We start from the raw sequence: 21,025 nt of genomic DNA, 5'->3' as shown, positions 1-21,025 counted from the left end.
GAAGGCGAATCTCCTTTTTAGAGATTCGCCATACCTTTATTTTTTCAATTCGTTTATACGTGCTTCGACATTGCTTCTTCTTTCTAGATAGTCCTTCTCTTTCGCACGCTCTTCATCAACAACTTTTTCAGGTGCTTTGCTGATGAATTTCTCATTAGCAAGTTTCTTCTGAACTCGCTCTACTTCTGAATCAAGCTTTTTCAACTCGCCTTTAAGGCGCTCGATCTCTTCATCGATGTTGATCAAACCTTCTAACGGTAGGAATAACTCTGCTCCTGAAACGACTGCTGTCATCGACTTGTCAGGTGCTTGTAGATCTGCAGAAATCGTTAGTGCTTCTGGGTTACAGAAACGTTCGATATACTGCTTATTCTTCTCAAGCTGTGCTTCAGCTTCAGCCGTTTTTGGCTTAATCTGCAGTTCGATCGGTTTACTTGGTGCAACGTTCATTTCCGCACGGATGTTACGAACAGATCGAATGATCTCAGTAAGTAATGCCATGTCTGCTGCTGCGTCCGGGAAGTGCAGGGCATCCTGTTTCTCTGGCCAGCTAGCGACAGTGATCGATTCTCCTTTATGAGGAAGGTGCTGCCAAATTTCTTCAGTAAGGTAAGGCATAAATGGATGAAGCATACGCATCGTTTGATCTAACACGTAAGCTAAAACAGAACGAGTCGTCTTCTTCGCGGCTTCATCTTCACCATACAATGGCAGCTTCGCCATTTCGATATACCAGTCACATAGATCATCCCAGATAAAGTTGTAAAGGTATCTTCCAACTTCACCGAATTCATAGTTGTTGATCAATCTTGTTACTTGGTCGACAGTGTCGTTTAGTCGAGTTAAAATCCATTTATCAGCGGTTGATTTTTCGCCAGTAAGATCGAGCTCATCGTATTCCATGCCATCCATATTCATTAGGGCAAAACGAGAAGCGTTCCAAATCTTATTCGCAAAGTTCCAAGTCGACTCAACTTTTTCCCAGTAGAACCTTAGGTCATTCCCTGGTGAAGAACCAGTTGCAAGGAAGTAGCGAAGAGAGTCAGCACCATACTTCTCGATAACATCCATCGGATCTACTCCGTTACCAAGAGACTTACTCATCTTTCGTCCTTCAGAATCTCTTACAAGACCGTGAATCAATACATCGTTAAACGGACGCTGTTCAGTAAATTCGATGCCTTGGAAGATCATGCGAGCTACCCAGAAGTAGATGATATCGTAACCTGTTACGAGTACATTTGTTGGGTAATAGCGCTTGAAGTCTTCTGCTTCTTCATCAGGCCATCCCATTGTAGAGAAAGGCCATAGAGCTGAACTAAACCATGTATCAAGAACGTCTTCATCTTGATTCCAGTTCTCGATGTCTTTTGGTGCTTCATCACCTACATAGATTTCGCCTGTTTCTTTATGGTACCAAGCCGGGATACGATGTCCCCACCACAGTTGACGTGAAATACACCAGTCACGAATGTTTTCGATCCAATGAAGATACGTCTTCTCAAATCGTTCAGGTACGAAGTTTACTTTGTCCTCAGATTTCTGAAGATCGATCGCTTGTTTTGCAAGAGGTCCCATTTTAACGAACCATTGCGTTGAAAGATAAGGTTCTACAACTGCACCGCTTCGCTCAGAGTGCCCTACAGAATGAACATGCTCTTCAATCTCAAAGAGTGTGCCTGCTTCTTGAAGGTCCTTAACGAGCTGCTTACGACATTCGAAGCGATCCATCCCTTTATATTTACCAGCATTATCGTTCATCGTACCGTCTTCGTTCATCACAAGAACACGCTCTAAGTCATGACGATTTCCGATTTCAAAGTCGTTAGGATCATGTGCCGGAGTGATTTTTACTGCACCAGATCCAAACTCCACATCAACATAATCATCAGCTACGATTTCAATTTCTCGTCCTACGATCGGAAGGATCGCTTTCTTACCAATAAGGTGCTTATATCGCTCATCTTCAGGGTGTACAGCAATTCCTGTATCTCCGAGCATCGTTTCTGGACGCGTCGTCGCAATTTCGATATGCCCTGAGCCATCTGAGAGTGGATAACGCATGTGATAAAAGTGTCCTGTTACTTCATGATGGATAACTTCAATATCTGAAAGGGCTGTTTTCGTCTGAGGATCCCAGTTGATAATGTATTCGCCTCTGTAGATGAGACCCTTCTCATATAATTTAACGAAGACTTCACGAACGGCGTTTGAAAGGCCGTTATCAAGCGTGAAACGCTCACGAGAGTAATCGAGAGATAAGCCAAGCTTCGCCCATTGACTTCTGATAAAGTCTGCATATTCTTCTTTCCATTCCCATGACTTTTCAAGAAATTTTTCTCTTCCTAAATCATAGCGAGAAGTCCCTTCTTCGCGTAGTTTTCCTTCTACTTTTGCCTGAGTGGCAATACCAGCGTGGTCCATCCCCGGTAACCAAAGTACATCATAACCCTGCATTCGTTTAAAACGAGAGAGGATATCTTGAAGCGTTGTATCCCATGCATGCCCGAGGTGCAGCTTACCTGTAACGTTCGGTGGTGGAATAACAATCGTGTAAGGTGTTTTGTCCTTATCACCCGTTGCTTCAAAAAACTTTCCATCTACCCAATACGGGTACCATTTCTGTTCAGTTGCCTGTGGATCATACTTTGTCGGCATCGTTAGCTCTTTATTAGCCATTACCATCCATCCTTTCCAATCAATAAGTCGATAGCAAACAAAAAAACTTCTCCCATCCTTAGTGAAAAGGACGAAAGAAGTTTCGCGGTACCACCTTTATTTACAGCTCCAGAAAAAAGAGAGAAGCTGTACGCTTCATTGAATAACGGATTCACCGGTCTCTCCTACTACGATTCAGAGAAACAGCTCCAGGGCGACTTCAAATGTTACGTTCCTAAGAAATCTCGCAGCGAATGATTTCTCTCTCTGAAGGGTTCACATTTTACTACTCCCTATCGTTGCCTGTCGACTATTTGTATTCATAAGTTTACCTGTTGTATAAAAAACCGTCAAGATACTATTAGCCCTTTTTACTATCATAACCACTTTCTTTTTTACTTAATCACCCAAACTACTGTCCAAACATAACCTGATTGTATCGAGAGTACTATGAAGGGGACCTATACATGAAAAAGCGATTTGGAGGACTCAACCGCTATCAGCTTCCACCGGCTTTTTACAAATTCAGAGACATACTGGCGCAATTCGTACCGCCTTTTATCTTCTTTCAGGCGATAAGAACGATTCTCTTTCCAACTTCAGTGGATGTGCTTATCTTGATTATCCTCGTAGCATTAGAAGTGTGTTTTTATTTTGAATGGATTTAAGCACGCATATTTTGTAGTGTCGTCGTAATTCCATTCATCACTTCTATTTTTTTGGTGAAATGACGGACATGCTTCATGTGTGACCAATCTCTCTGATTCGATAGAAAATGTGTCACACTGTTAAACAACGATTCAGGAAAATACAAATAACTTGCGAGCAAATCCTTTTCTTCTTCATGCAGAGCAAACTGACTTTCATAGTGAGAAATGTTTGAGACCAACGTATCTGGGTTGAATTGAAACGGTGGTACCGAAGCACGAATCATGTACGTAAGATCTCTCACTGGAGAGTCTACTACGGATTTTTCGAAGTTAAGGAAATATCCCTTTTCTCTTCCTACAACAAAATGAGAAGCTGAACACTTCCCATGACAGAGCACAGTTCTGTATCGTTTCGTTTCATTCGTTTGTTCATACCAATAGTCTAGTCGTGACTTTGATAGGTCACAATTTTTCATGAGTTGATGAAAATGGGTCGCAACAGCCAATTCAAATGGAGAGAGATAGATGCGTTTTTCAATATCGTTAACGTACTTTTCCATTTCGAACTGACGACTTTCTCTGAGTACGACCATCTTTTCATAGAAATGCTTGATGGATTCTTCAGAAAAGGCATGATCCTTTACGGAATACCCATGTAATTCTGCTAGCCTTTGAATCATCTGAGACTCTTTTAATGACGGATTAACACTTCCTTCTTCGATCCAATGAGATAAATACAGCACACGATCATCTACCACTACAAACGTATCGCCATACTTTGTGTTGATCAACGGTACATATCCATTAAACTTTAATTCCCTGAAGTAGTTCTCTAGATATAGCATCCAATCCATTCGATCTCTTGTTAATCTTGTTTCTTTAAGTGCAAAAGTTCCTTGATTCGTTGTAACTTTCAATACTTTTCCATATCTTTCGTAGTGTTCAAGAGTCATGTCATATTGAAATAAAATTGCATTAAGATTATTCATAGGAGATTGTCCTCCTAGTAGAGAGCTTTAGAACTTCATATAGTTCTATCATCGTGTCCCATTCTTTCTTAAATCGGTTATAAACCTCTTCTTCATCCTCACAATCCTGCATCTCTCTAACGCAGTCAGTCCATTCCCATGGTGCTAGAAGTGTAAGTTTCACACGATCAACTAAATCACCTGAGATCGCATTGTGTAAACTTGCCCAACACGCTTTTCTATCTTCTTCAGTATAGGAGTCGGTAAGGAGCGCACGTCGGATTACTTGATGAGCAGGCTTTGGAAGGCTGTTACTCAAATCATAGTAGTATTGTCCCATGACCATTTTCAACGCATTCCCGTCATAACATGTTGGATTCATGAGGAGTGATGACTTTCTTTGTTTCACTTTTGGAATATAGCGAACTAAAGAAGAATAAACTTCCTGGTTCTTATGCTTCAACTGTTGTAAGTTCTTAAGAGCCTCCTTATAAGGAAACTCTCCAAGATCTATCTCATTGTAATAAGGAACTTCGCTTCCAACTTCAAGTAATGAGGCGATCAAAAAGCCAAGGAACTCTGGATCGTTGATTATTTCCGTTGACTCAATAACATCATGTATCGTAATAAATGAGCCTCCAAGTTGAGCAAATGGAGCACCATCACGCGTACGTATCATCCGATTGCACATGATTCCTGATTTAGAAAAAAGACGGTCACGGAAGTTGAGATGATACTCAAGCAATTTCCGATCCCGCCAATAAGTTACTCTCTTCAACCCAACATGTGTATGAAATGCAGATTCTTTATGATTCCAGTGCAAATCCTTAAATTCATACTGCTTTTTAACCACAGTCGTTATGTCCATGTGTACTACCCCTTTTCACACCTATTACCGGTTAACGGGGATGTATAGGATCTGTCCTTCTGTCACTTCTTCTTCATCAAGTCGATTCACTCGTGCTAGGTGACTCGGCAAAACTCTGTAACGCTCCGCAATCTCTGTGAGGGAGTCGCCTGGTTGAATGATGCACATCTTCATCTTTGAAAAGTTTTCTTCATCTTTAGTTAGCATATTCGTTAAATACAAAGCATTTTCTTCACGAACTGGCTCTCTTTCTTCTACGGTTTCTTCTGAAGCCTCAGCATATTCACTATACTCATCATACTCATCATACTCAGCTTCATAGTTGCCCCTCTGTGCACTTTCCTCGTTATGATTATAGTAACTGGATTCTGCATTTTGACCTGCCATCCTTGTTAATAGATCATAGTTTGTTTCATTGTTCATAGCTTCGTACTGCACTTCTGCAGGCTCTTCATCTGGCTGTGAAGCTTTCGCCCTCATATCAACTTGAGGCGTCCGTTTGCTTTGTGGAAACATAACAGGTTCTTCTGCCTCATCACTCACATATTTCACATCATTTTCCCAAACAGATTCGTCTGATGAACGTTCTTCTTCAAGTTCTACCTCATCATCGTATTCAACCTCTGAGTCATTTTCATAATTTGGATATCCTGCGTCTCCTTGGATACCGCTAATCGAAATATCTGCATTTAGCTGTAAACAATTCGTTTCGCACAGCGTGTAGTCGAACGTATCGACCGTTACAAAAATATCTTCTAACTTACTGATCCTGCTCGATGGAATTGTAATATCTACCGGAAAACGATGTCCGATCGTAGCAGTTCCATCCTCTCGAGTTTCTACTTCATGAACAGAACGATAGACGGACGACTCATCTTCGTGATCCTCGTAATCTTCATACTCCCTTTGCAAATACTCACCTGATAAATACAAACACCCTTTAACTGCTACGTAATCCTCATATTCTTCAATGGAAATTTCAGGGTCTAGAGAAATCGATAAAACCTCTTCAACTTCCTGTCCTTTCTTTAACCATACCTGCTCCTCAACGGAGAAATGCAAATGTGAATCATTCTGCATGCTTTCTCCTCCTTTCGAACATTATCCATACATTACACGTTTATGAATTGGATTTAAGAATATGTCTAAAACATCGAAAATCCACGCTATCTGTACAAGAACATAAAAAAACCTGTTAGGGATGCCCCTAACAGGTTTGGTATTATTTTAGTTTAGAGAAAGCTACTTCTGCAGCTGCAATCGTTTGATCGATGTCGCTATCTGTATGTGCTGTAGAAAGGAAGAGACCTTCAAATTGAGATGGAGGAATCGACACGCCTTGGTCAAGCATCTCTTTAAAATACTCAGTAAAGTAATCTAGGTTTGAAGATGAAGCAGTTTCAAAGTTCACAACATCTTCATCTGTGAAGAAAAATCCAACCATCGATCCAGCACGGTTTACAGTATGAGGGATGTTGTACTTCTCAGCCGCTTTTGAAAGTCCTTCTCCTAGTCGTTCAGCTTTTCGTTCAAACTCTTTGTAGCTATCAGGTGTTAGCTGCGATAGTGTTTCATAGCCGGCTGTCATCGCAAGTGGGTTACCGCTCAATGTACCAGCCTGGTAAATCGGTCCACTCGGAGCAACCTGATCCATAATTTCTTTCTGACCACCATAAGCTCCTACAGGAAGTCCTCCACCGATCACTTTTCCAAGGCAAGTGAGATCAGGTGTAACTCCGTAATAACCTTGTGCACAATTATATCCAACACGGAATCCAGTCATAACTTCATCAAAGATAAGAACAGTACCGTTTTCTTCTGTAATCGTACGAAGTTCTTCTAAAAATCCAGCATGAGGGGGAACAACACCCATGTTACCTGCAACTGGCTCAATGATTACTCCCGCAATATCATCACCAAATTCTTTAAATGCATAGCGGACACTTTCAAGATCATTGTATGGAACAGTAATCGTGTTCTTTGCGATTCCTTCAGGAACTCCTGGGCTATCTGGAAGTCCGAGTGTCGCAACACCAGAACCAGCTTTGATCAATAGGGAATCGCCATGTCCATGGTAGCACCCTTCAAACTTAAGAATTTTATTACGTCCTGTATATCCTCTAGCAAGTCGAAGCGCACTCATCGTTGCTTCAGTTCCAGAGTTCACCATACGAACGCTTTCGATTGAAGGAACGCGCTCTACTACTAGCTCTGCTAACTTTGTTTCATACGTGCTCGGAGCACCAAAGCTAGTACCAAGCTCCGTTACTTCCTTCAAGCTATTCACTACCTTTTCATCGGCATGTCCAAGGATGAGGGGGCCATAAGATAAGACGTAATCGATGTATTCATTATTATCGATATCATAAATCTTCGACCCTTTTCCTTTCTCCATAAAAATAGGATCAAGTCCAACTGATTTGAATGCTCTCACAGGACTGTTCACCCCGCCTGGCATTACTTTAGTAGCTTCCTGAAACGCTTCTTTGGAACGATCATAATTTCCCATAAAAGATACTCCTCTCTCTTCTTATTTATCTAACCAGCGTGCTGCGTCTTTTGCGAAATAAGTAATGATAAGGTCTGCGCCCGCTCGCTTCATACTCGTTAACTTTTCTAAGACAACTTCTTCTTCGTTCAACCACCCATTTTGGCTGGCTGCTTTTATCATTGAATATTCCCCACTTACGTTATAAGCAACCATTGGAAGAGGGAATCGATCCTTTAATTCTCGGATGATATCAAGATATGAAAGGGCTGGTTTTACCATCAAGAAATCAGCGCCTTCTTCAATGTCACTCTCAGCTTCTCTGATTGCATCCAGTCGGTTTGCAGGATCCATTTGATATGTCTTTCGATCACCAAACTGTGGTGAGCTGTGTGCAGCGTCGCGGAAAGGTCCGTAAAACGCAGAAGAAAACTTCACCGCATAGCTCATTACTGGAACATCAACGTACCCAGCTTCATCTAGTCCTTTACGAATCGCTCCTACAAACCCATCCATCATGTTAGAAGGTGCGATGATATCTGCGCCAGCTTCAGCTTGAGAAACAGCAGTCTTCGTTAAAAGTTCTAGTGATTGATCGTTTAGGACATAGCCATCTTCGATCACGCCACAGTGACCATGGTCTGTATACTGACATAAGCAAGTATCTGCAATAACCGTTAGCTCCGGAAACTCTTCTTTAATTTGCTTGATCGCGCGTTGTACGATCCCCGTTTCACAGTAAGCTTCTGATCCAACGGCATCTTTATGGTTTGGTACACCAAACACAATGACAGATTGAATACCTAACTCGACTACTTCTTTAATCTCCGCATTCAGGTGGTCTAAAGAATAATGAAACACACCTGGCATCGAGGGCACTTCTCTCTTCACATCATTTTCTTCAACAGCGAAGATAGGATAAATTAAATCTTCTTTATGTAAAAACGTTTCTCTAACCATGGCTCTCATCGATTCAGATCTTCTTAAGCGACGATGACGTCGAAAATTATCAGCGTTCATTAGTATCCTCCCTATTTTCAAAGTAATGCTCTAAACTTTGTAGCAATCCTTCGATCGTATATTCATCTGGAACAACATCTGCTTTCAATCCGTATGATCGAAGCGTTTTATCTGTTATAGGTCCAATTACTCCTATCGTGATCCCTTTCAAACTCTCTTGCAAATCTTTTGTTTGAAGCAGTTCAACAAAATGATGAACAGTGGAAGATGATGTGAACGTTATGACATCGACCTCCCTCTTACTAATAGCCTCTACTAAAGGGGCTTGAGATTCCTCTGGAACAACCGTTTCATAAATCGTGAGATCGGTTACATTGAATCCGAGCTTCTCTAATTGCTGAGGCAAGACCTTTCGACTCAAGTTCCCTCTTGGTAACAGGATTGTCTCTTCAGGTTTCCCCTCTCTTGAAAGCGCTGAGATCAATCCTTCTGCCGTATAATCTTCTGGAAGTAGGTCGATCGCAACATGATGTTTTTTAAGTTCTTTTGCTGTCTTACTGCCGACTGCAGCCACTTTACTTTTTGTTGGTAGGGAAGCTTCTTGAAAAAAGAAGCGAACTCCATTCGAACTTGTAAAAACCACCCACTCATAGCCTGAAACATTCAATGTTTGTAGCGCGTGTAAGCGTGGTTTAAACGCAATCAGGGGAATTTCTATAGAAACTCCCCCATGCTTCTCAACTAACCTCGAAAATGTAGCTGCCTGCCCCCGAGCTCTCGTGACTAATACACGTTTCCCTGAGAGCGGTGAAATCATTGATCGAGTTCTTCCTTCACACGATCTAATATCTCTTTAGCACCTTGCTCCTTCATCCTATTCGCAAGTGTGACTCCTACTTGTTTGAAATCAGAACCTGTTTCCATTTCTTTGATGACTACAGAACCATCAGGCTCGCCTACAAGTCCAGTTAATGAAATGGTTCCATCTTTTAATACCGCATGGCCAGCGATAGGTACTTGACAGCCGCCTTCTAACGTATGAAGGTAAGCTCTCTCAGCCAATACAGTTTGCGTTGTGTGCTCATCGTTAAGTTTTTCAAGAAGACCTAGTAACTCATCATCACTTTCTCTGCATTCGATCGAAAGTGCGCCTTGTCCCACTGCAGGTACACATAGATCAGCATCTAGGTATTCAGTGACGATCTCTTTTGACCACCCCATACGATGAAGGCCTGCTGCCGCTAAGACAATCGCATCGTAATCTTCTTCTTCAAGTTTACGTAAGCGAGTGTCGATGTTTCCTCGGATCCACTTGATTTCTACATCAGGTCGAATCGCTTTTAATTGTGCGCCACGTCTAAGGCTGCTCGTACCGATTATAGCTCCTTCAGGAAGCTCTCGGAACAATTGCTTCGATTGAGAGATAAGAACATCTCGGAAATCTTCACGCTCAGGTATACACCCGATCGTTAATCCTTCTGGCAGGACGGACGGCATGTCTTTCATGCTGTGCACGGCCATGTCGATTTCTCCCTTTAACATCGCATCCTCGATTTCTTTTACGAAGAGACCCTTTCCACCAACTTTGGATAAGGTAACATCGAGGATTTTATCTCCTTTAGTAACGATCTCTTTTATTTCAAAATCAACTTCAGGATTGATTTCTTTTAATTTGCTAATCACCCATTTTGTCTGTGTGATCGCTAGCTTACTCCTACGTGATCCAACAATTATCTTCCTCATGTTTTATCCCCCAAACTTTGGTTGTGTTACTCATTAGCTATACCAGAAATGAAATTGTGAAAATGCCCCTGATAAGAATACGTTGATCAGGACGACTACAAATGCGCCAACGTTCCAAAGTGCAAGTGACTTTCCCTCAATGTCTCTGGCGACCTTTTGATATAAATACATGCTGTATGCAATAAGTACGATGAATGAAACGATCACCTTCGTATCCAATAAACTAAACTGATCTACTTTCAGATTCGCCCAAACGATACCTAAGATCAAACTCAATAATAATAGCGGTACACCTAGAACAGTACATAAATACGAAAGCTTTTCTAACTGTGATAAATCACCAAAACGCCATAGTCTTTTACTCAACTTCTTCTCTTTCAACATTTGATAGAGAATTAAGTACATGACTGAGAAAATAAATGAAAGAGAAAAAGCGCCATAAGAAATAAATGCCATGGTGATATGTATGACAGAGAGCTCAGACATGAGCTGTTCTGTTAGCATACTTGAAGCTTGTTCCCTCGTCGCAAATAGGTTAATGGTCATCAAGATGAAACCGAGTACATTTGCAAAGAACACAAAAAAGTCGACTCGGAAAAACCAATTGATCAATAAGGATAATGAAACAATCACCCAAGTATAAAAAAATAACCCCTCAAAAGGTGTCAAAATTGGAAAACCGCCGATTGCAATGATTTGTGTTACCAGAAAAGTTGATTGCAAAATCCATACAATAGAAAGCAACCAGAAGGCAATATGATTTGCCTTCCGGTTGTTTTGCAAGAAGTCAATAAAATACCCCAATACACTTAGTGCGTAAAGAGAAATGGTTAAATCATAAAGCCAGCTGACGTTCGTCACAACTCATGTCTCCTCTCCTAGGAGCGCACTTCTGATGCTCTTAATAAGGCTGAGTAATCAAAGGTTTCTTGCTTTCTTTTTTCTTCGTTTTCTTGTACGCGCTGCTTATGAAGTTCCCTTTCGATTTCTTCTTCAATCGCAAAGATCTTAGTGAAGATCTCGAGAGACTCTTCTGCGTTTGGTTCTCCAGCCATCTCTTTCACTCGAACGATAGGATCTCGTAAAAGTTGGTTAACAATACTCTTCGTATGCTTACTGAGAACTTTCTTTTCACGATCGGAAAGATCCGGAAGCTTCCGTTCAATACTCTTCATCGTTTCAGCTTGAATTGAAAGCGCCTTTGAGCGTAGAGCTGAAATCATCGGCACAACTCCAAGTGTGTTCAACCACTCTCTAAACTGTACGAGATCTTCTTCGATCATTAGTTCAATCTTTTCAGCTTCTTTCTCTCTTTCAGCAATATTCGACTCGACGATCCCTTCAAGGTCATCGATGTCATACAAGAATACTGAATCCATGCTGTTCAATGCAGGGTCAAGATCTCGTGGAACCGCGATATCTACCATGAACAGAGGACGTCCTCTTCTCTTTTTCAATACAGGTTTTACGTTGTCTTCAGTTAACACGTAATTCGAAGATCCTGTTGAACTGATCAGAATATCTGCATCAGATAAAGCTGTATGAATATCATCCATCGAACGTGCTTGTCCCATGAATTGTGAAGCAAGCTCAGATGCTTTCTCAAGAGTACGGTTTACGACGGTTACTTGGCTTACGCCATTACTCTTTAAATGCTTGGCTGTCAATTCACCCATCTTCCCGGCGCCCAGAATAACTACATGCTTGTTATCGAGCCCACCGAAGATCTTTTTAGCAAGTTCAACTGCTGCGTAACTGACAGAAACAGCATTTTCCCCAATTTCTGTTTCAGAGTGAGCGCGTTTTGCTAGTGTGATGGCTTGCTTGAAAAGCTGATTGAATATCGTGCCAGTAGTTTGTGATTCCTGTGCAAGTAGGAAAGCATTCCTCACTTGGCCAAGAATCTGTGTTTCTCCTACAACAAGTGAATCAAGACCTGCCGCAACGCGATAAAGATGCTCTGTCGCTGCATCGTTTTCTCGAATTTCTAGATAAGGTCTAAATTCATCTTTTTCAATACCGAACCATTCGGATAGAAAAGCTTTAGAATAATATCTCCCTGTGTGAAGCTGATCAGCTACTACGTAAAGCTCGGTACGGTTACACGTAGAAAGAATGACGGCTTCTAGAATACTTTTAGAGTGACGCAACTTATTTAACGCCTCAGGTAATGTCTCTTCCTGAAACGAAAGTTTCTCTCGTATTTCAACAGGGGCTGTTTTGTGGTTCAACCCTACGACCAGGATGTGCATCGTTCCACCCCCAAATATTGTTAACCCGGAACATGTTCTTATACTATCAGTTACTATTATTTTAACATGTGACAAAAATCACAGAGTTTCAAATTGTGAACAGACTTTGAAACAAGATGTGATATGATGTAAAAAAAGTATCTAAGCGTTATTATAAGTAGTCATACCACTAATAATGTACCAGAAAACGCAAAGTTTAGCAAAGAACGTGCAATTCTGACAATAGGAGGCTCATTTCTTGAAACGACAAAGTGTTTTTCCAGGCGTTCTGTTTATTGGAATCGGACTATATTTTCTTGTCCAAACTCTAAGTTTGCCCATCTCTGAACAAATCACAAGCTGGCAAATCATCCTGATTCTAATCGGTGTTGCGATGATCATACAGGGTTTGATATCAAAAGAAGGAGCGTTGTTATTCCCTGGTGTGCTCATATTAGGTCTCGGCGTTCACTTCTACTTCGTGAATAAACTCGCACTGTGGCCTAATACGTGGGGGATGTACTCATTAATATTAAGTGTGGCTTACCTTGCTACTTACTACAAAACTAAAAAATCCGGTTTGATACCAGGGTTACTACTATTAGCCCTATCTATTATCGAGCTGCTTTACACAGGTTTTCAACTCTGGCTCGCATCGACCTTTTCGTTTGTTGGGCAATTCTGGCCTTTAGCCTTAATCCTTATAGGAGTTTACTTAGTAGTCAAAAAGAAGTGAGGATCCAAGCATGTGCTTGGATCCTCACTTCTTTATTATGCTTATAATATCGAGCTCAAAAAGTCTTGCGTTCTTTGTTCTTTTGGATCGTTAAATATATCTGCCGGTTTTCCTTTTTCGACTATTTTTCCATCGTGCATGTAAACGACCCAGTCAGCTACTTCACGGGCGAAGCCCATTTCGTGCGTAACGACTACCATCGTCATGCCTTCTTTGGCAAGTTCCTTCATCGTTGAAAGAACCTCTCCGACCAATTCTGGGTCTAGAGCAGATGTTGGCTCATCAAACAACATGATTTCAGGCTTCATAGCAAGTGATCTCGCTATAGCTACTCGCTGTTTTTGGCCTCCTGATAATTTATTTGGGTACACATCCGCTTTATCAGCTAGACCAACTTTTGCGAGGAGCTCTCTGCCTTCTTTTTCTGCTTGAGCTCTCTTCATTTTTTTCACCTGTAAAGGGGCTTCTATTACATTATTCAATACCGTCTTGTGAGGAAATAAGTTGAAATGCTGAAACACCATTCCGACCTTTTGACGAACTTTGTTTAAATTATCTTTATTTGGTTCGATCGTTTGTCCTTCTATAATGACTTTCCCGCTATTTTTTATCTCAAGGAAGTTCATACAACGCAGAAGTGTACTCTTACCGGATCCACTCGCACCGATCAATACGACCACGTCACTCTCTTTCACTTCCATATCGATATCTTTCAATACATGAAGATCTCCAAACGACTTGTTCAGTTTCTCTACTCGAATCATTTCACCTTTTTCTGCCATTATACTGCACCTCTCTTCTTAATCACTCGCGGACAATCGTTTCTCAAGCAGGTTAACCAGTAGTGTAAAGATGAGAACGAGTACTAGATAGTAAACTGCTACGATCAATAGATAAGTCATTTCATCAAATGTTCTTGCTCCCTGTGTAGTTGCTACACTGAACAACTCAGGAAGGGCTATAAATGCTGCTAGAGACGAGTCTTTTAATCCAATGATGAACTGGTTTCCAAGTGGAGGCAGTGCGCGTCTGAATGCCTGAGGTAAAATAATCCGTCTCATTGCAAGCGTATGACTCATACCAAGTGAACGCCCTGCTTCCATTTGTCCTTTATCAATGGATTGAATCGAACCACGAAAGATCTCTGCGATATAGGCACCATTATGAAGAGCTAACCCAATAGATGCAGCCCAAAATTTCGGGATATTAAATTCCGTTAAACCAAAATAGAAAATAAAGATTTGAACGATTAGAGGGGTTCCTCGAATTACAGCTATGTACACATTGGCGATCCAATTCAATACTTTAACTTTGGATATTTTAAATAAAGCAAAAAGTAAACCGATAAATACGGCAATTAAAATGGATACTGCAGTTACCCGAATGGTTAGCCAGAGACCTTCAAAAAAGACAGGGTAACTACTTAATAGTGTTTCAAAAAAATGAGAGAATGTAGGCAAGAACAATCAGCTCCTTCGAATTTCAATAAACGCTTACTGGTAAAAAAGAATGTGTGCGCTAGCACACATTCCTTTCCTTACTCATTGTCAGGGTTCTGGGTGATGTCTACTCCGATGTATTCCTCACTAAGTTGTTTCAGCGTTCCATCTTCTTTAAGCTCCATGATCGCTTTGTTAACAGCTTCAAGTAAGTTCTTATTTTCTTGCTTGATCGCTACTGCTTGTTCACTTGTGCCGAGTTGCTCAACTTTTTCAACTTTAAATCCTTCTTCGATCGCCTGCTTACCAGTAATATCATCTGTGATAACAGCGTCATGCTTTCCTTCACTCAACGCACGTAGTGCTGTTTGGTCACTATCGTAGTTAGAGATCTTATCTGTATATTCCTGAGCTGACTTTTCGTAAGTTGACCCTTTGGAAACTGCTACATCTTTACCAGCTAGATCTTCTACGCTCTTAATATCGCTACCAGGTTGAACATAAAGTACTGGACCAGAATAATAGTATGGTTCACTAAAGTTAACTGCTTTCTTTCGCTCTTCAGTAATCGTATGACTCGCTACAGCTGCATCATATCGACCAGATTTAATCGCTGATACCATACCACTAAACTTAAACTTTTCTACTTCGGGCTCAAGACCAATTTTCTCAGCAATCGCTTTTCCTACTGCTACATCATAGCCTGAAAGGTCTCCATTCTCGTCCACTGTACTGAATGGAGGGAATTCACCAGAAACAACATAGCGGAATTTCCCGTCTTCGGTTAGTTCTAAGTTACTACCTTCTTCTCCAGACCCTTCTGAACCGCCATTATTACTATTTCCTTCGTTTCCTCCTCCACATGCTGCAAGAATTAAAACGAGAGATAGTAACACAGCTGTTAAAAAACTCCACTTTCTTTTCATTAAACTTGTCCCCCTTAACGACTATTCGAATAGCAGTTAATGTTATGTAAACTGCGGTATTGCAATCATACCAATATTTAGATATTTCATTCAATTGTCACTTTTTACTCACATCCCTTCTAAGAGCCCAAATATCACCAAAGTATGGACTGAGTGGACTCATACTGATGTTTGCTCTCATTTGTTCCTATTCCCAACATAATGGCAATACAAACCTTGTTTTTTCAATTTTTAGAAAAATAGACCGATAAAAAAGACCTGGCTTTACGCCAAGTCTCCAGCTTGTCGAGAAACCGAAGTCATTATTCGGTGCTCCCGATGCCGTAGTCGATGACGATCGCAGGCTTTCCGCGGACGAACGTCCAAGCCCGAGGTGAAATTCACACCCCGGTCTCTGCCGCCCGTTCTACCGCAGGAGCCCGCGATCGTCTCTCCTACTTAATTTGAATTAATCCAAAAAGAACATTCCGTCCCAATGGTTTAAAAGAGATCATGACAACCCCTTTGCCATCAACGACTATTCTAATCCAACACCGTACTTCCCTAAATACTAAAGACCTGGCATTTACGCCAGGTCCATCATTAAATATATGATTTAATTGCACTCCAGACATCATCTTTACCTTGTCCTGTTTGAGAAGAAAACGTAACGAGCTTATCGGTCGGCTCTAATTTTAAGGTTTGGTTCACAACCTTAAGATGCTTTGCCCACTTCCCCTTAGGGATCTTATCAGATTTAGTAGCCACAACAATGACAGGAATCTCATAATGTTTTAACCAATCGTACATCATCACATCATCATTGGAAGGCGCATGCCTTAGGTCTACGATTAGAATGACTGCTTTTAAGTCTTCACGATCCGTTAGATACGTTTCAATCATGCGGCCCCATGCATCTCTTTCTTTTTTTGAGACCTTAGCAAATCCATAGCCTGGGACATCGACAAAATAGAGCAGTTCGTTAATAAGGTAAAAGTTAAGCGTCTGTGTTTTACCAGGTTTACCTGACGTTCTCGCAAGGTTCTTACGATTGATCAACGTATTGATTAATGAAGATTTCCCTACGTTCGATCTACCTGCAAGACCGATTTCAGGTAAGTGATCATCAGGGTATTGTTCAGGCTTAACAGCACTAATAATAAAATCAGATTTCGTTACTTTCATTTCTTTTCCCCCACAAGTGCGGTTTTTAACACTTCATCTAGATGACTCACCGGTAGAAATGTAAGGTCATTTCTTATACTCTCAGGGATATCTTCTAGATCTTTCTCATTTTCTTTTGGCATGATAATTGTCGTAAGACCTGCACGGTGAGCACTCAATGACTTTTCTTTCAAGCCACCGATAGGCAGCACCCTGCCACGCAAGGTGATTTCCCCTGTCATACCAACATCTCTTCGAACGGCTTTACCAGTTAGCGCAGAAACAAGTGCCGTTGCGATGGTAATACCTGCTGAAGGACCGTCTTTTGGAGTAGCTCCTTCAGGGACATGAATATGAATATCATTGTTTTCATGGAAAGCAGGATCAATGGAAAGCTCCTTAGAGCGAGAACGAATATAGCTAAATGCTGCCTGTGCAGACTCTTTCATAACGTCTCCAAGCTTACCTGTTAGAATCAACTTTCCTTTACCAGGTGACAGGGACACTTCGATCGCTAATGTATCGCCACCCGCTGTCGTATACGCAAGTCCGGTTGCAGTCCCTACTTGGTCTTCTGCTTCTGCTTCTCCATAGCGGAACTTAGGATGTCCTAATAACTCTTCTAACATTTTCTCTGTTACCACGACACGCTTCTTTTCACCAGATACGATGAGTTTAGCCGCTTTACGGCAGACCGTAGCAATCTGGCGCTCTAAGTTACGAACCCCAGCTTCTCTCGTATAATGGCGAACTAGCTTAGTGAGGCTTTCATCTCTTATTTGAAGGTTACTTTTCTTTAGACCATGTTCTTTCAACTGTCTAGGTAAAAGGTAACTTTTTGCGATGTTAACCTTTTCGATTTCTGTATAACCTGCAATCTGAATCACTTCCATACGATCCAGTAACGGAGCAGGGACTGTGGCAAGATTGTTAGCTGTAGTCACAAACATGACTTTAGAAAGGTCATACGGCTCTTCAATATAGTGGTCACTAAATGAATTGTTTTGTTGAGGGTCTAATACTTCAAGCATCGCAGCAGAAGGATCGCCTCTAAAATCATTCGACATCTTATCGATTTCATCTAGAAGAAAAACAGGATTGATCGTTCCAGCTTTCTTCATCCCTCTGATAATTCGACCCGGCATCGCGCCAACGTACGTTCTACGATGACCTCTAATTTCAGCTTCATCCCTAACGCCGCCTAGGGAAATGCGAACAAATTCACGTCCAATCGACCTTGCAACAGACTTAGCTAAGGAAGTTTTTCCGACTCCAGGAGGTCCTACAAGACATAGGATAGGTCCTTTTAGTGAGTTCGTTAGCTGTTGAACTGCAAGGTATTCAAGTACTCGTTCTTTCACTTTTTCAAGTCCATAATGATCTTCATTCAAAATCTTTTCTGCATGGTGAATATCAAGGTTATCCGTCGTTTCCTTTGACCATGGCAATTGGATTAACCAATCGATATAATTGCGAATAACAGAACTTTCAGCTGAACTTTGAGGAATCTTTTCATAGCGATCCAATTCTTTGTAAGCCATTTCCTGAACGTTTTCTGGCATGTTCGCTTCTTCAATCTTTTCTTTTAATGTAGCGATCTCACCAGTCTTTCCTTCTTTTTCGCCAAGCTCATTCTGTATTGCCTTCATTTGCTCACGCAAGTAATATTCTTTTTGCGTTTTCTCCATAGAACGCTTTACACGCTGTCCAATTTTCTTTTCTAAGTCGATGACATCTTTCTCATTTTGAAGAATTTCAATCAGCTTATTCAAGCGATCATGGGTACTATACGTTTCAAGAATTTCTTGCTTTTGTCTGATTTTAAGAGAGAGATGTGATGCGATGATGTCCGCTAACCTACCCGGCTCTTCGATATCGTTTACAGAAGCAAACGTTTCAGCTGTAACTTTTTTTGATACTTTAATATATTGTTCGAATAAATCGAGCGCCGTTCTCATCAATGCTTTATCTTCGATTGTTGAATCGATCGCTTCTTCAATCCGCTCAATTTGTACTTCATAATAATTCTCATTTTCTTTGAAATCAACAATTTTCCCACGCTGTATTCCTTCCACAAGGACACGGATCGTCCCATTTGGAAGTTTCAGCATTTGTTTTACGGTAGCGAGCGTTCCGACCTGGTATATATCATCTTCTTCAGGAGTTTCTATCTCTACTTCTTTCTGCGTTGAAAGAAATATTTGTTGATCATCCATCATAACCTGTTCTAGTGCTTGTACTGACTTATCACGGCCAACATCTAAATGAAGAACCATTGATGGATAAACAAGCAATCCTCTTAAAGGAAGTAATGGCAATGTTTTATGTTCATTATTCAATCTAAGGCACCTCCACACAACAAACTATTACGTTATTTATACTCTATTTCCGAGTCCACATTGTTGATAAGTTGTACTTCATTGTATCCTAACTTTCTTATACTTGTCTAATCTTCCCTGCTCAAACGGATAAAAAACTTATGAGCATGTAGAAAAGCCCGACTTAGCTGCCGGGCTGAGTTTTTCCTATAGAAAAAGATGGAAACTCTTCTGCTTTTTCTAACAAAAACGCTACATCGAATACTTGTGAAAGATGGGTGACTGGCATTACGGTAATACCTTCTATTGTTTTAAGCATCTCTTCGTTGTTCTCCTCAGGGATAATCGCGATCTTAGCTCCAGCATCCCGTGCAGCTGAGACTTTTGCGAACACACCTCCGACAGGTTTAACCGCTCCGTGAATACTAATTTCACCTGTCATGGCAATTCTGTTATTGATCGGACTCCCTTTGATAGCAGAGTAAATTCCTGTCGCGATCGCGACACCAGCTGATGGCCCATCTACAGGTGCACCACCAGGGAAATTAATATGAAGGTGATAAAGGGTTGATGGGACTCCCATCGACTTTAACACCGTTAACACGTTTTCCACTGAAGATTTAGCGAGACTTTTTCTTCTTATGGATTTGCTCTGATTGCCAATGCTCTCTTCTTCAACAATGCCCGTTATAGTGACACTACCGTCTTTGCCTTGATCCGACTTAACGGCCGTCACTTCGATCTCAAGGAGGGCCCCAGTGTTTGGGCCATAAACTGCTAACCCATTGACCAATCCTACTTGCGAACGATTCGGTACTTTTCTTTCTGGCCTAGGAGTTAATCTGCTCGCATGAATGACCCACTCCATATCACCCGCAGTGATCTTATTTCTGTTTTCGGTAATCGCTAGACCAGCCGCGATTTGCATAAGATTCACGGCTTCCCGTCCATTTCTAGCATACCGGCTTATTCGGTCGATGCCTTCTTCTACAATCGTTAGATTCAGCTTCTTTGCAGAGCGAGCAGCTATCTTCGAAATTTCATCTTGTGTCAACTCTCTGAAAAACACCTCCATGCATCGTGAACGAATAGCTGGAGGAATATCATCAGGAGATCTCGTTGTAGCCCCAATCATTCTGAAATCAGCAGGCAATCCATTTTGAAAGATGTCGTGGATATGAGCAGGAATGTTCGAGTTTTCTTCACTATAATACGCACTTTCTAAGAAAACTTTTCGGTCCTCTAAGACTTTTAACAGCTTATTGATCTGAATAGGATGAAGTTCTCCTATTTCATCAATAAACAGAATCCCGCCATGCGCATTCGTGACCGCTCCTTGTTTTGGTTGTGGGATGCCAGCTTGTCCCATCGCACCAGCACCCTGGTAGATAGGATCATGGACAGAACCAATCAGCGGATCTGCAATTCCTCTCTCATCGAACCGTGCAGTCGTTGCATCGAGTTCAACAAAAATCGCAGAGGGTTTGAACGGTGTCATTCTGTTTCGCTTGGCTTCTTCTAGCACAAGCCTTGCTGCTGCCGTTTTTCCTACACCAGGCGGTCCATAAATAATGACGTGCTGGGGGTTAGGCCCACAGATGGCTGCCTTAAGAGTTCGTATCCCTTCTTCTTGACCAACAATCTCAGAAAAACCAGAAGGCCTTATTCTCTCTGATAACGGTTCACTCAACGAAATGTTTCGAAGTCTTCTCAACTGCTCCATTTCTTTTCGAGCTTCCTTATCTATCGAAACTTTCTGGGTTCTTTGATTCCTTAGTAGATTCCAGAAATATAAACCAATTACAATCCCAAAAAACAATTGTATAGCGAGTGCAACACCTGTCCAATTCATAACAAGTACCTCCTGGAGAATAATCAATAGCATTAGTATCTCCTG

General features: G+C 41.3%; 18 protein-coding genes and 1 other annotated feature. Of the genes, 2 read left to right on the top strand and 16 right to left on the bottom strand.

Annotated features, from left to right (window positions below; translation table 11 throughout):
- Positions 1–36: 36 nt before the first annotated feature.
- On the bottom strand, positions 37–2,679 hold the full coding sequence (locus tag ACXAEY_RS06455) for a valine--tRNA ligase (protein ID WP_474810906.1): 2,643 nt from the start codon (positions 2,677–2,679) through the stop codon (positions 37–39).
- A 63-nt stretch (positions 2,680–2,742) separates the two neighbouring features.
- Positions 2,743–2,967: a binding site (T-box leader), on the bottom strand.
- Between the two features lie 158 nt (positions 2,968–3,125).
- Here ACXAEY_RS06455 and ACXAEY_RS06450 point away from each other — a divergent pair.
- Positions 3,126–3,326, top strand: coding sequence for a hypothetical protein (locus ACXAEY_RS06450; protein ID WP_270179471.1), 201 nt, complete (start codon positions 3,126–3,128; stop codon positions 3,324–3,326).
- Here ACXAEY_RS06450 and ACXAEY_RS06445 read toward each other — a convergent pair.
- The 9 genes from ACXAEY_RS06445 to hemA form a co-directional block, all read right to left on the bottom strand.
- Positions 3,323–4,297 carry a hypothetical protein gene (locus tag ACXAEY_RS06445; protein WP_474810905.1) on the bottom strand — a complete coding sequence of 325 codons (975 nt, stop codon included), beginning with the start codon at positions 4,295–4,297 and terminating at the stop codon, positions 3,323–3,325. The genes ACXAEY_RS06450 and ACXAEY_RS06445 overlap by 4 nt on opposite strands.
- The gene (locus tag ACXAEY_RS06440; protein ID WP_474810904.1) at positions 4,290–5,144 is read right to left on the bottom strand and encodes a hypothetical protein; all 855 of its coding nucleotides are present in this window, start codon (positions 5,142–5,144) and stop codon (positions 4,290–4,292) included. The genes ACXAEY_RS06445 and ACXAEY_RS06440 overlap by 8 nt, the downstream gene beginning before the upstream one ends.
- Positions 5,145–5,168: 24 nt before the next feature.
- Positions 5,169–6,224, bottom strand: a complete 1,056-nt coding sequence (gene spoVID / locus ACXAEY_RS06435; RefSeq protein WP_474810903.1) for a stage VI sporulation protein D — start codon at positions 6,222–6,224, stop codon at positions 5,169–5,171.
- A 142-nt stretch (positions 6,225–6,366) separates the two neighbouring features.
- Positions 6,367–7,653 carry a glutamate-1-semialdehyde 2,1-aminomutase gene (gene hemL / locus ACXAEY_RS06430; protein WP_474810902.1) on the bottom strand — a complete coding sequence of 429 codons (1,287 nt, stop codon included), beginning with the start codon at positions 7,651–7,653 and terminating at the stop codon, positions 6,367–6,369.
- A 21-nt stretch (positions 7,654–7,674) separates the two neighbouring features.
- Entirely contained in the window at positions 7,675–8,652 is a 978-nt protein-coding gene (gene hemB, locus ACXAEY_RS06425; protein ID WP_270179476.1) for a porphobilinogen synthase, read from the bottom strand.
- The gene (locus ACXAEY_RS06420) at positions 8,642–9,409 is read right to left on the bottom strand and encodes a uroporphyrinogen-III synthase (protein WP_474810901.1); all 768 of its coding nucleotides are present in this window, start codon (positions 9,407–9,409) and stop codon (positions 8,642–8,644) included. Before ACXAEY_RS06420 ends, hemB begins: the two co-directional genes overlap by 11 nt.
- Positions 9,406–10,335 carry a hydroxymethylbilane synthase gene (gene hemC / locus ACXAEY_RS06415; protein ID WP_270179478.1) on the bottom strand — a complete coding sequence of 310 codons (930 nt, stop codon included), beginning with the start codon at positions 10,333–10,335 and terminating at the stop codon, positions 9,406–9,408. The genes ACXAEY_RS06420 and hemC overlap by 4 nt, the downstream gene beginning before the upstream one ends.
- 33 nt (positions 10,336–10,368) lie before the next feature.
- Positions 10,369–11,196 carry a cytochrome c biogenesis protein gene (locus ACXAEY_RS06410; protein ID WP_270179479.1) on the bottom strand — a complete coding sequence of 276 codons (828 nt, stop codon included), beginning with the start codon at positions 11,194–11,196 and terminating at the stop codon, positions 10,369–10,371.
- Between the two features lie 17 nt (positions 11,197–11,213).
- A complete protein-coding gene (hemA, locus tag ACXAEY_RS06405) occupies positions 11,214–12,587 on the bottom strand; it encodes a glutamyl-tRNA reductase (RefSeq protein ID WP_270179480.1) in 1,374 nt (457 codons plus the stop codon).
- 238 nt (positions 12,588–12,825) lie between these two features.
- On the opposite strand from hemA, the gene ACXAEY_RS06400 reads away from it, so the two are divergent.
- Positions 12,826–13,302 carry a LiaI-LiaF-like domain-containing protein gene (locus ACXAEY_RS06400; RefSeq protein WP_270179481.1) on the top strand — a complete coding sequence of 159 codons (477 nt, stop codon included), beginning with the start codon at positions 12,826–12,828 and terminating at the stop codon, positions 13,300–13,302.
- A gap of 41 nt (positions 13,303–13,343) precedes the next feature.
- Here the strand turns inward: ACXAEY_RS06400 and ACXAEY_RS06395 are convergent, their stop codons facing one another.
- The 6 genes from ACXAEY_RS06395 to lonB all read right to left on the bottom strand — a co-directional run bounded on the left by ACXAEY_RS06395 (position 13,344) and on the right by lonB (position 20,980).
- On the bottom strand, positions 13,344–14,084 hold the full coding sequence (locus ACXAEY_RS06395; RefSeq protein ID WP_270179482.1) for an amino acid ABC transporter ATP-binding protein: 741 nt from the start codon (positions 14,082–14,084) through the stop codon (positions 13,344–13,346).
- 18 nt (positions 14,085–14,102) lie between these two features.
- Complete coding sequence (locus ACXAEY_RS06390; protein ID WP_270179483.1) at positions 14,103–14,762, bottom strand: amino acid ABC transporter permease; 660 nt, start codon at positions 14,760–14,762, stop codon at positions 14,103–14,105.
- A 77-nt stretch (positions 14,763–14,839) separates the two neighbouring features.
- Complete coding sequence (locus tag ACXAEY_RS06385; protein ID WP_474810900.1) at positions 14,840–15,667, bottom strand: transporter substrate-binding domain-containing protein; 828 nt, start codon at positions 15,665–15,667, stop codon at positions 14,840–14,842.
- A 582-nt stretch (positions 15,668–16,249) separates the two neighbouring features.
- Entirely contained in the window at positions 16,250–16,831 is a 582-nt protein-coding gene (gene yihA / locus ACXAEY_RS06380) for a ribosome biogenesis GTP-binding protein YihA/YsxC (protein ID WP_474810899.1), read from the bottom strand.
- Positions 16,828–19,149: an endopeptidase La gene (gene lon, locus ACXAEY_RS06375; RefSeq protein ID WP_474810898.1), complete on the bottom strand. Its 2,322-nt coding sequence runs from the start codon at positions 19,147–19,149 to the stop codon at positions 16,828–16,830. Before lon ends, yihA begins: the two co-directional genes overlap by 4 nt.
- A gap of 163 nt (positions 19,150–19,312) precedes the next feature.
- Entirely contained in the window at positions 19,313–20,980 is a 1,668-nt protein-coding gene (lonB, locus tag ACXAEY_RS06370) for an ATP-dependent protease LonB (RefSeq protein WP_474810897.1), read from the bottom strand.
- Between the last annotated feature and the right edge of the window lie 45 nt (positions 20,981–21,025).

Source organism: Anaerobacillus sp. ABA4_114, from assembly GCF_056159065.1.
The sequence above is the reverse complement of the archived record's forward strand: the minus strand, read 5'-3'. Positions and strand labels throughout refer to the sequence as shown.

Bases quoted from the DNA above. Each gene is read 5' to 3' on its own strand.
- ACXAEY_RS06455 (WP_474810906.1), bottom strand. From the start codon at position 2,679: ATGGCTAATAAAGAGCTAACGATGCCGACAAAGTATGATCCACAGGCA.
- ACXAEY_RS06450 (WP_270179471.1), top strand. From the start codon at position 3,126: ATGAAAAAGCGATTTGGAGGACTCAACCGCTATCAGCTTCCACCGGCT.
- ACXAEY_RS06445 (WP_474810905.1), bottom strand. From the start codon at position 4,297: ATGAATAATCTTAATGCAATTTTATTTCAATATGACATGACTCTTGAA.
- ACXAEY_RS06440 (WP_474810904.1), bottom strand. From the start codon at position 5,144: ATGGACATAACGACTGTGGTTAAAAAGCAGTATGAATTTAAGGATTTG.
- spoVID (WP_474810903.1), bottom strand. From the start codon at position 6,224: ATGCAGAATGATTCACATTTGCATTTCTCCGTTGAGGAGCAGGTATGG.
- hemL (WP_474810902.1), bottom strand. From the start codon at position 7,653: ATGGGAAATTATGATCGTTCCAAAGAAGCGTTTCAGGAAGCTACTAAA.
- hemB (WP_270179476.1), bottom strand. From the start codon at position 8,652: ATGAACGCTGATAATTTTCGACGTCATCGTCGCTTAAGAAGATCTGAA.
- ACXAEY_RS06420 (WP_474810901.1), bottom strand. From the start codon at position 9,409: ATGATTTCACCGCTCTCAGGGAAACGTGTATTAGTCACGAGAGCTCGG.
- hemC (WP_270179478.1), bottom strand. From the start codon at position 10,335: ATGAGGAAGATAATTGTTGGATCACGTAGGAGTAAGCTAGCGATCACA.
- hemA (WP_270179480.1), bottom strand. From the start codon at position 12,587: ATGCACATCCTGGTCGTAGGGTTGAACCACAAAACAGCCCCTGTTGAA.
- ACXAEY_RS06395 (WP_270179482.1), bottom strand. From the start codon at position 14,084: ATGGCAGAAAAAGGTGAAATGATTCGAGTAGAGAAACTGAACAAGTCG.
- ACXAEY_RS06385 (WP_474810900.1), bottom strand. From the start codon at position 15,667: ATGAAAAGAAAGTGGAGTTTTTTAACAGCTGTGTTACTATCTCTCGTT.
- yihA (WP_474810899.1), bottom strand. From the start codon at position 16,831: ATGAAAGTAACGAAATCTGATTTTATTATTAGTGCTGTTAAGCCTGAA.
- lonB (WP_474810897.1), bottom strand. From the start codon at position 20,980: ATGAATTGGACAGGTGTTGCACTCGCTATACAATTGTTTTTTGGGATT.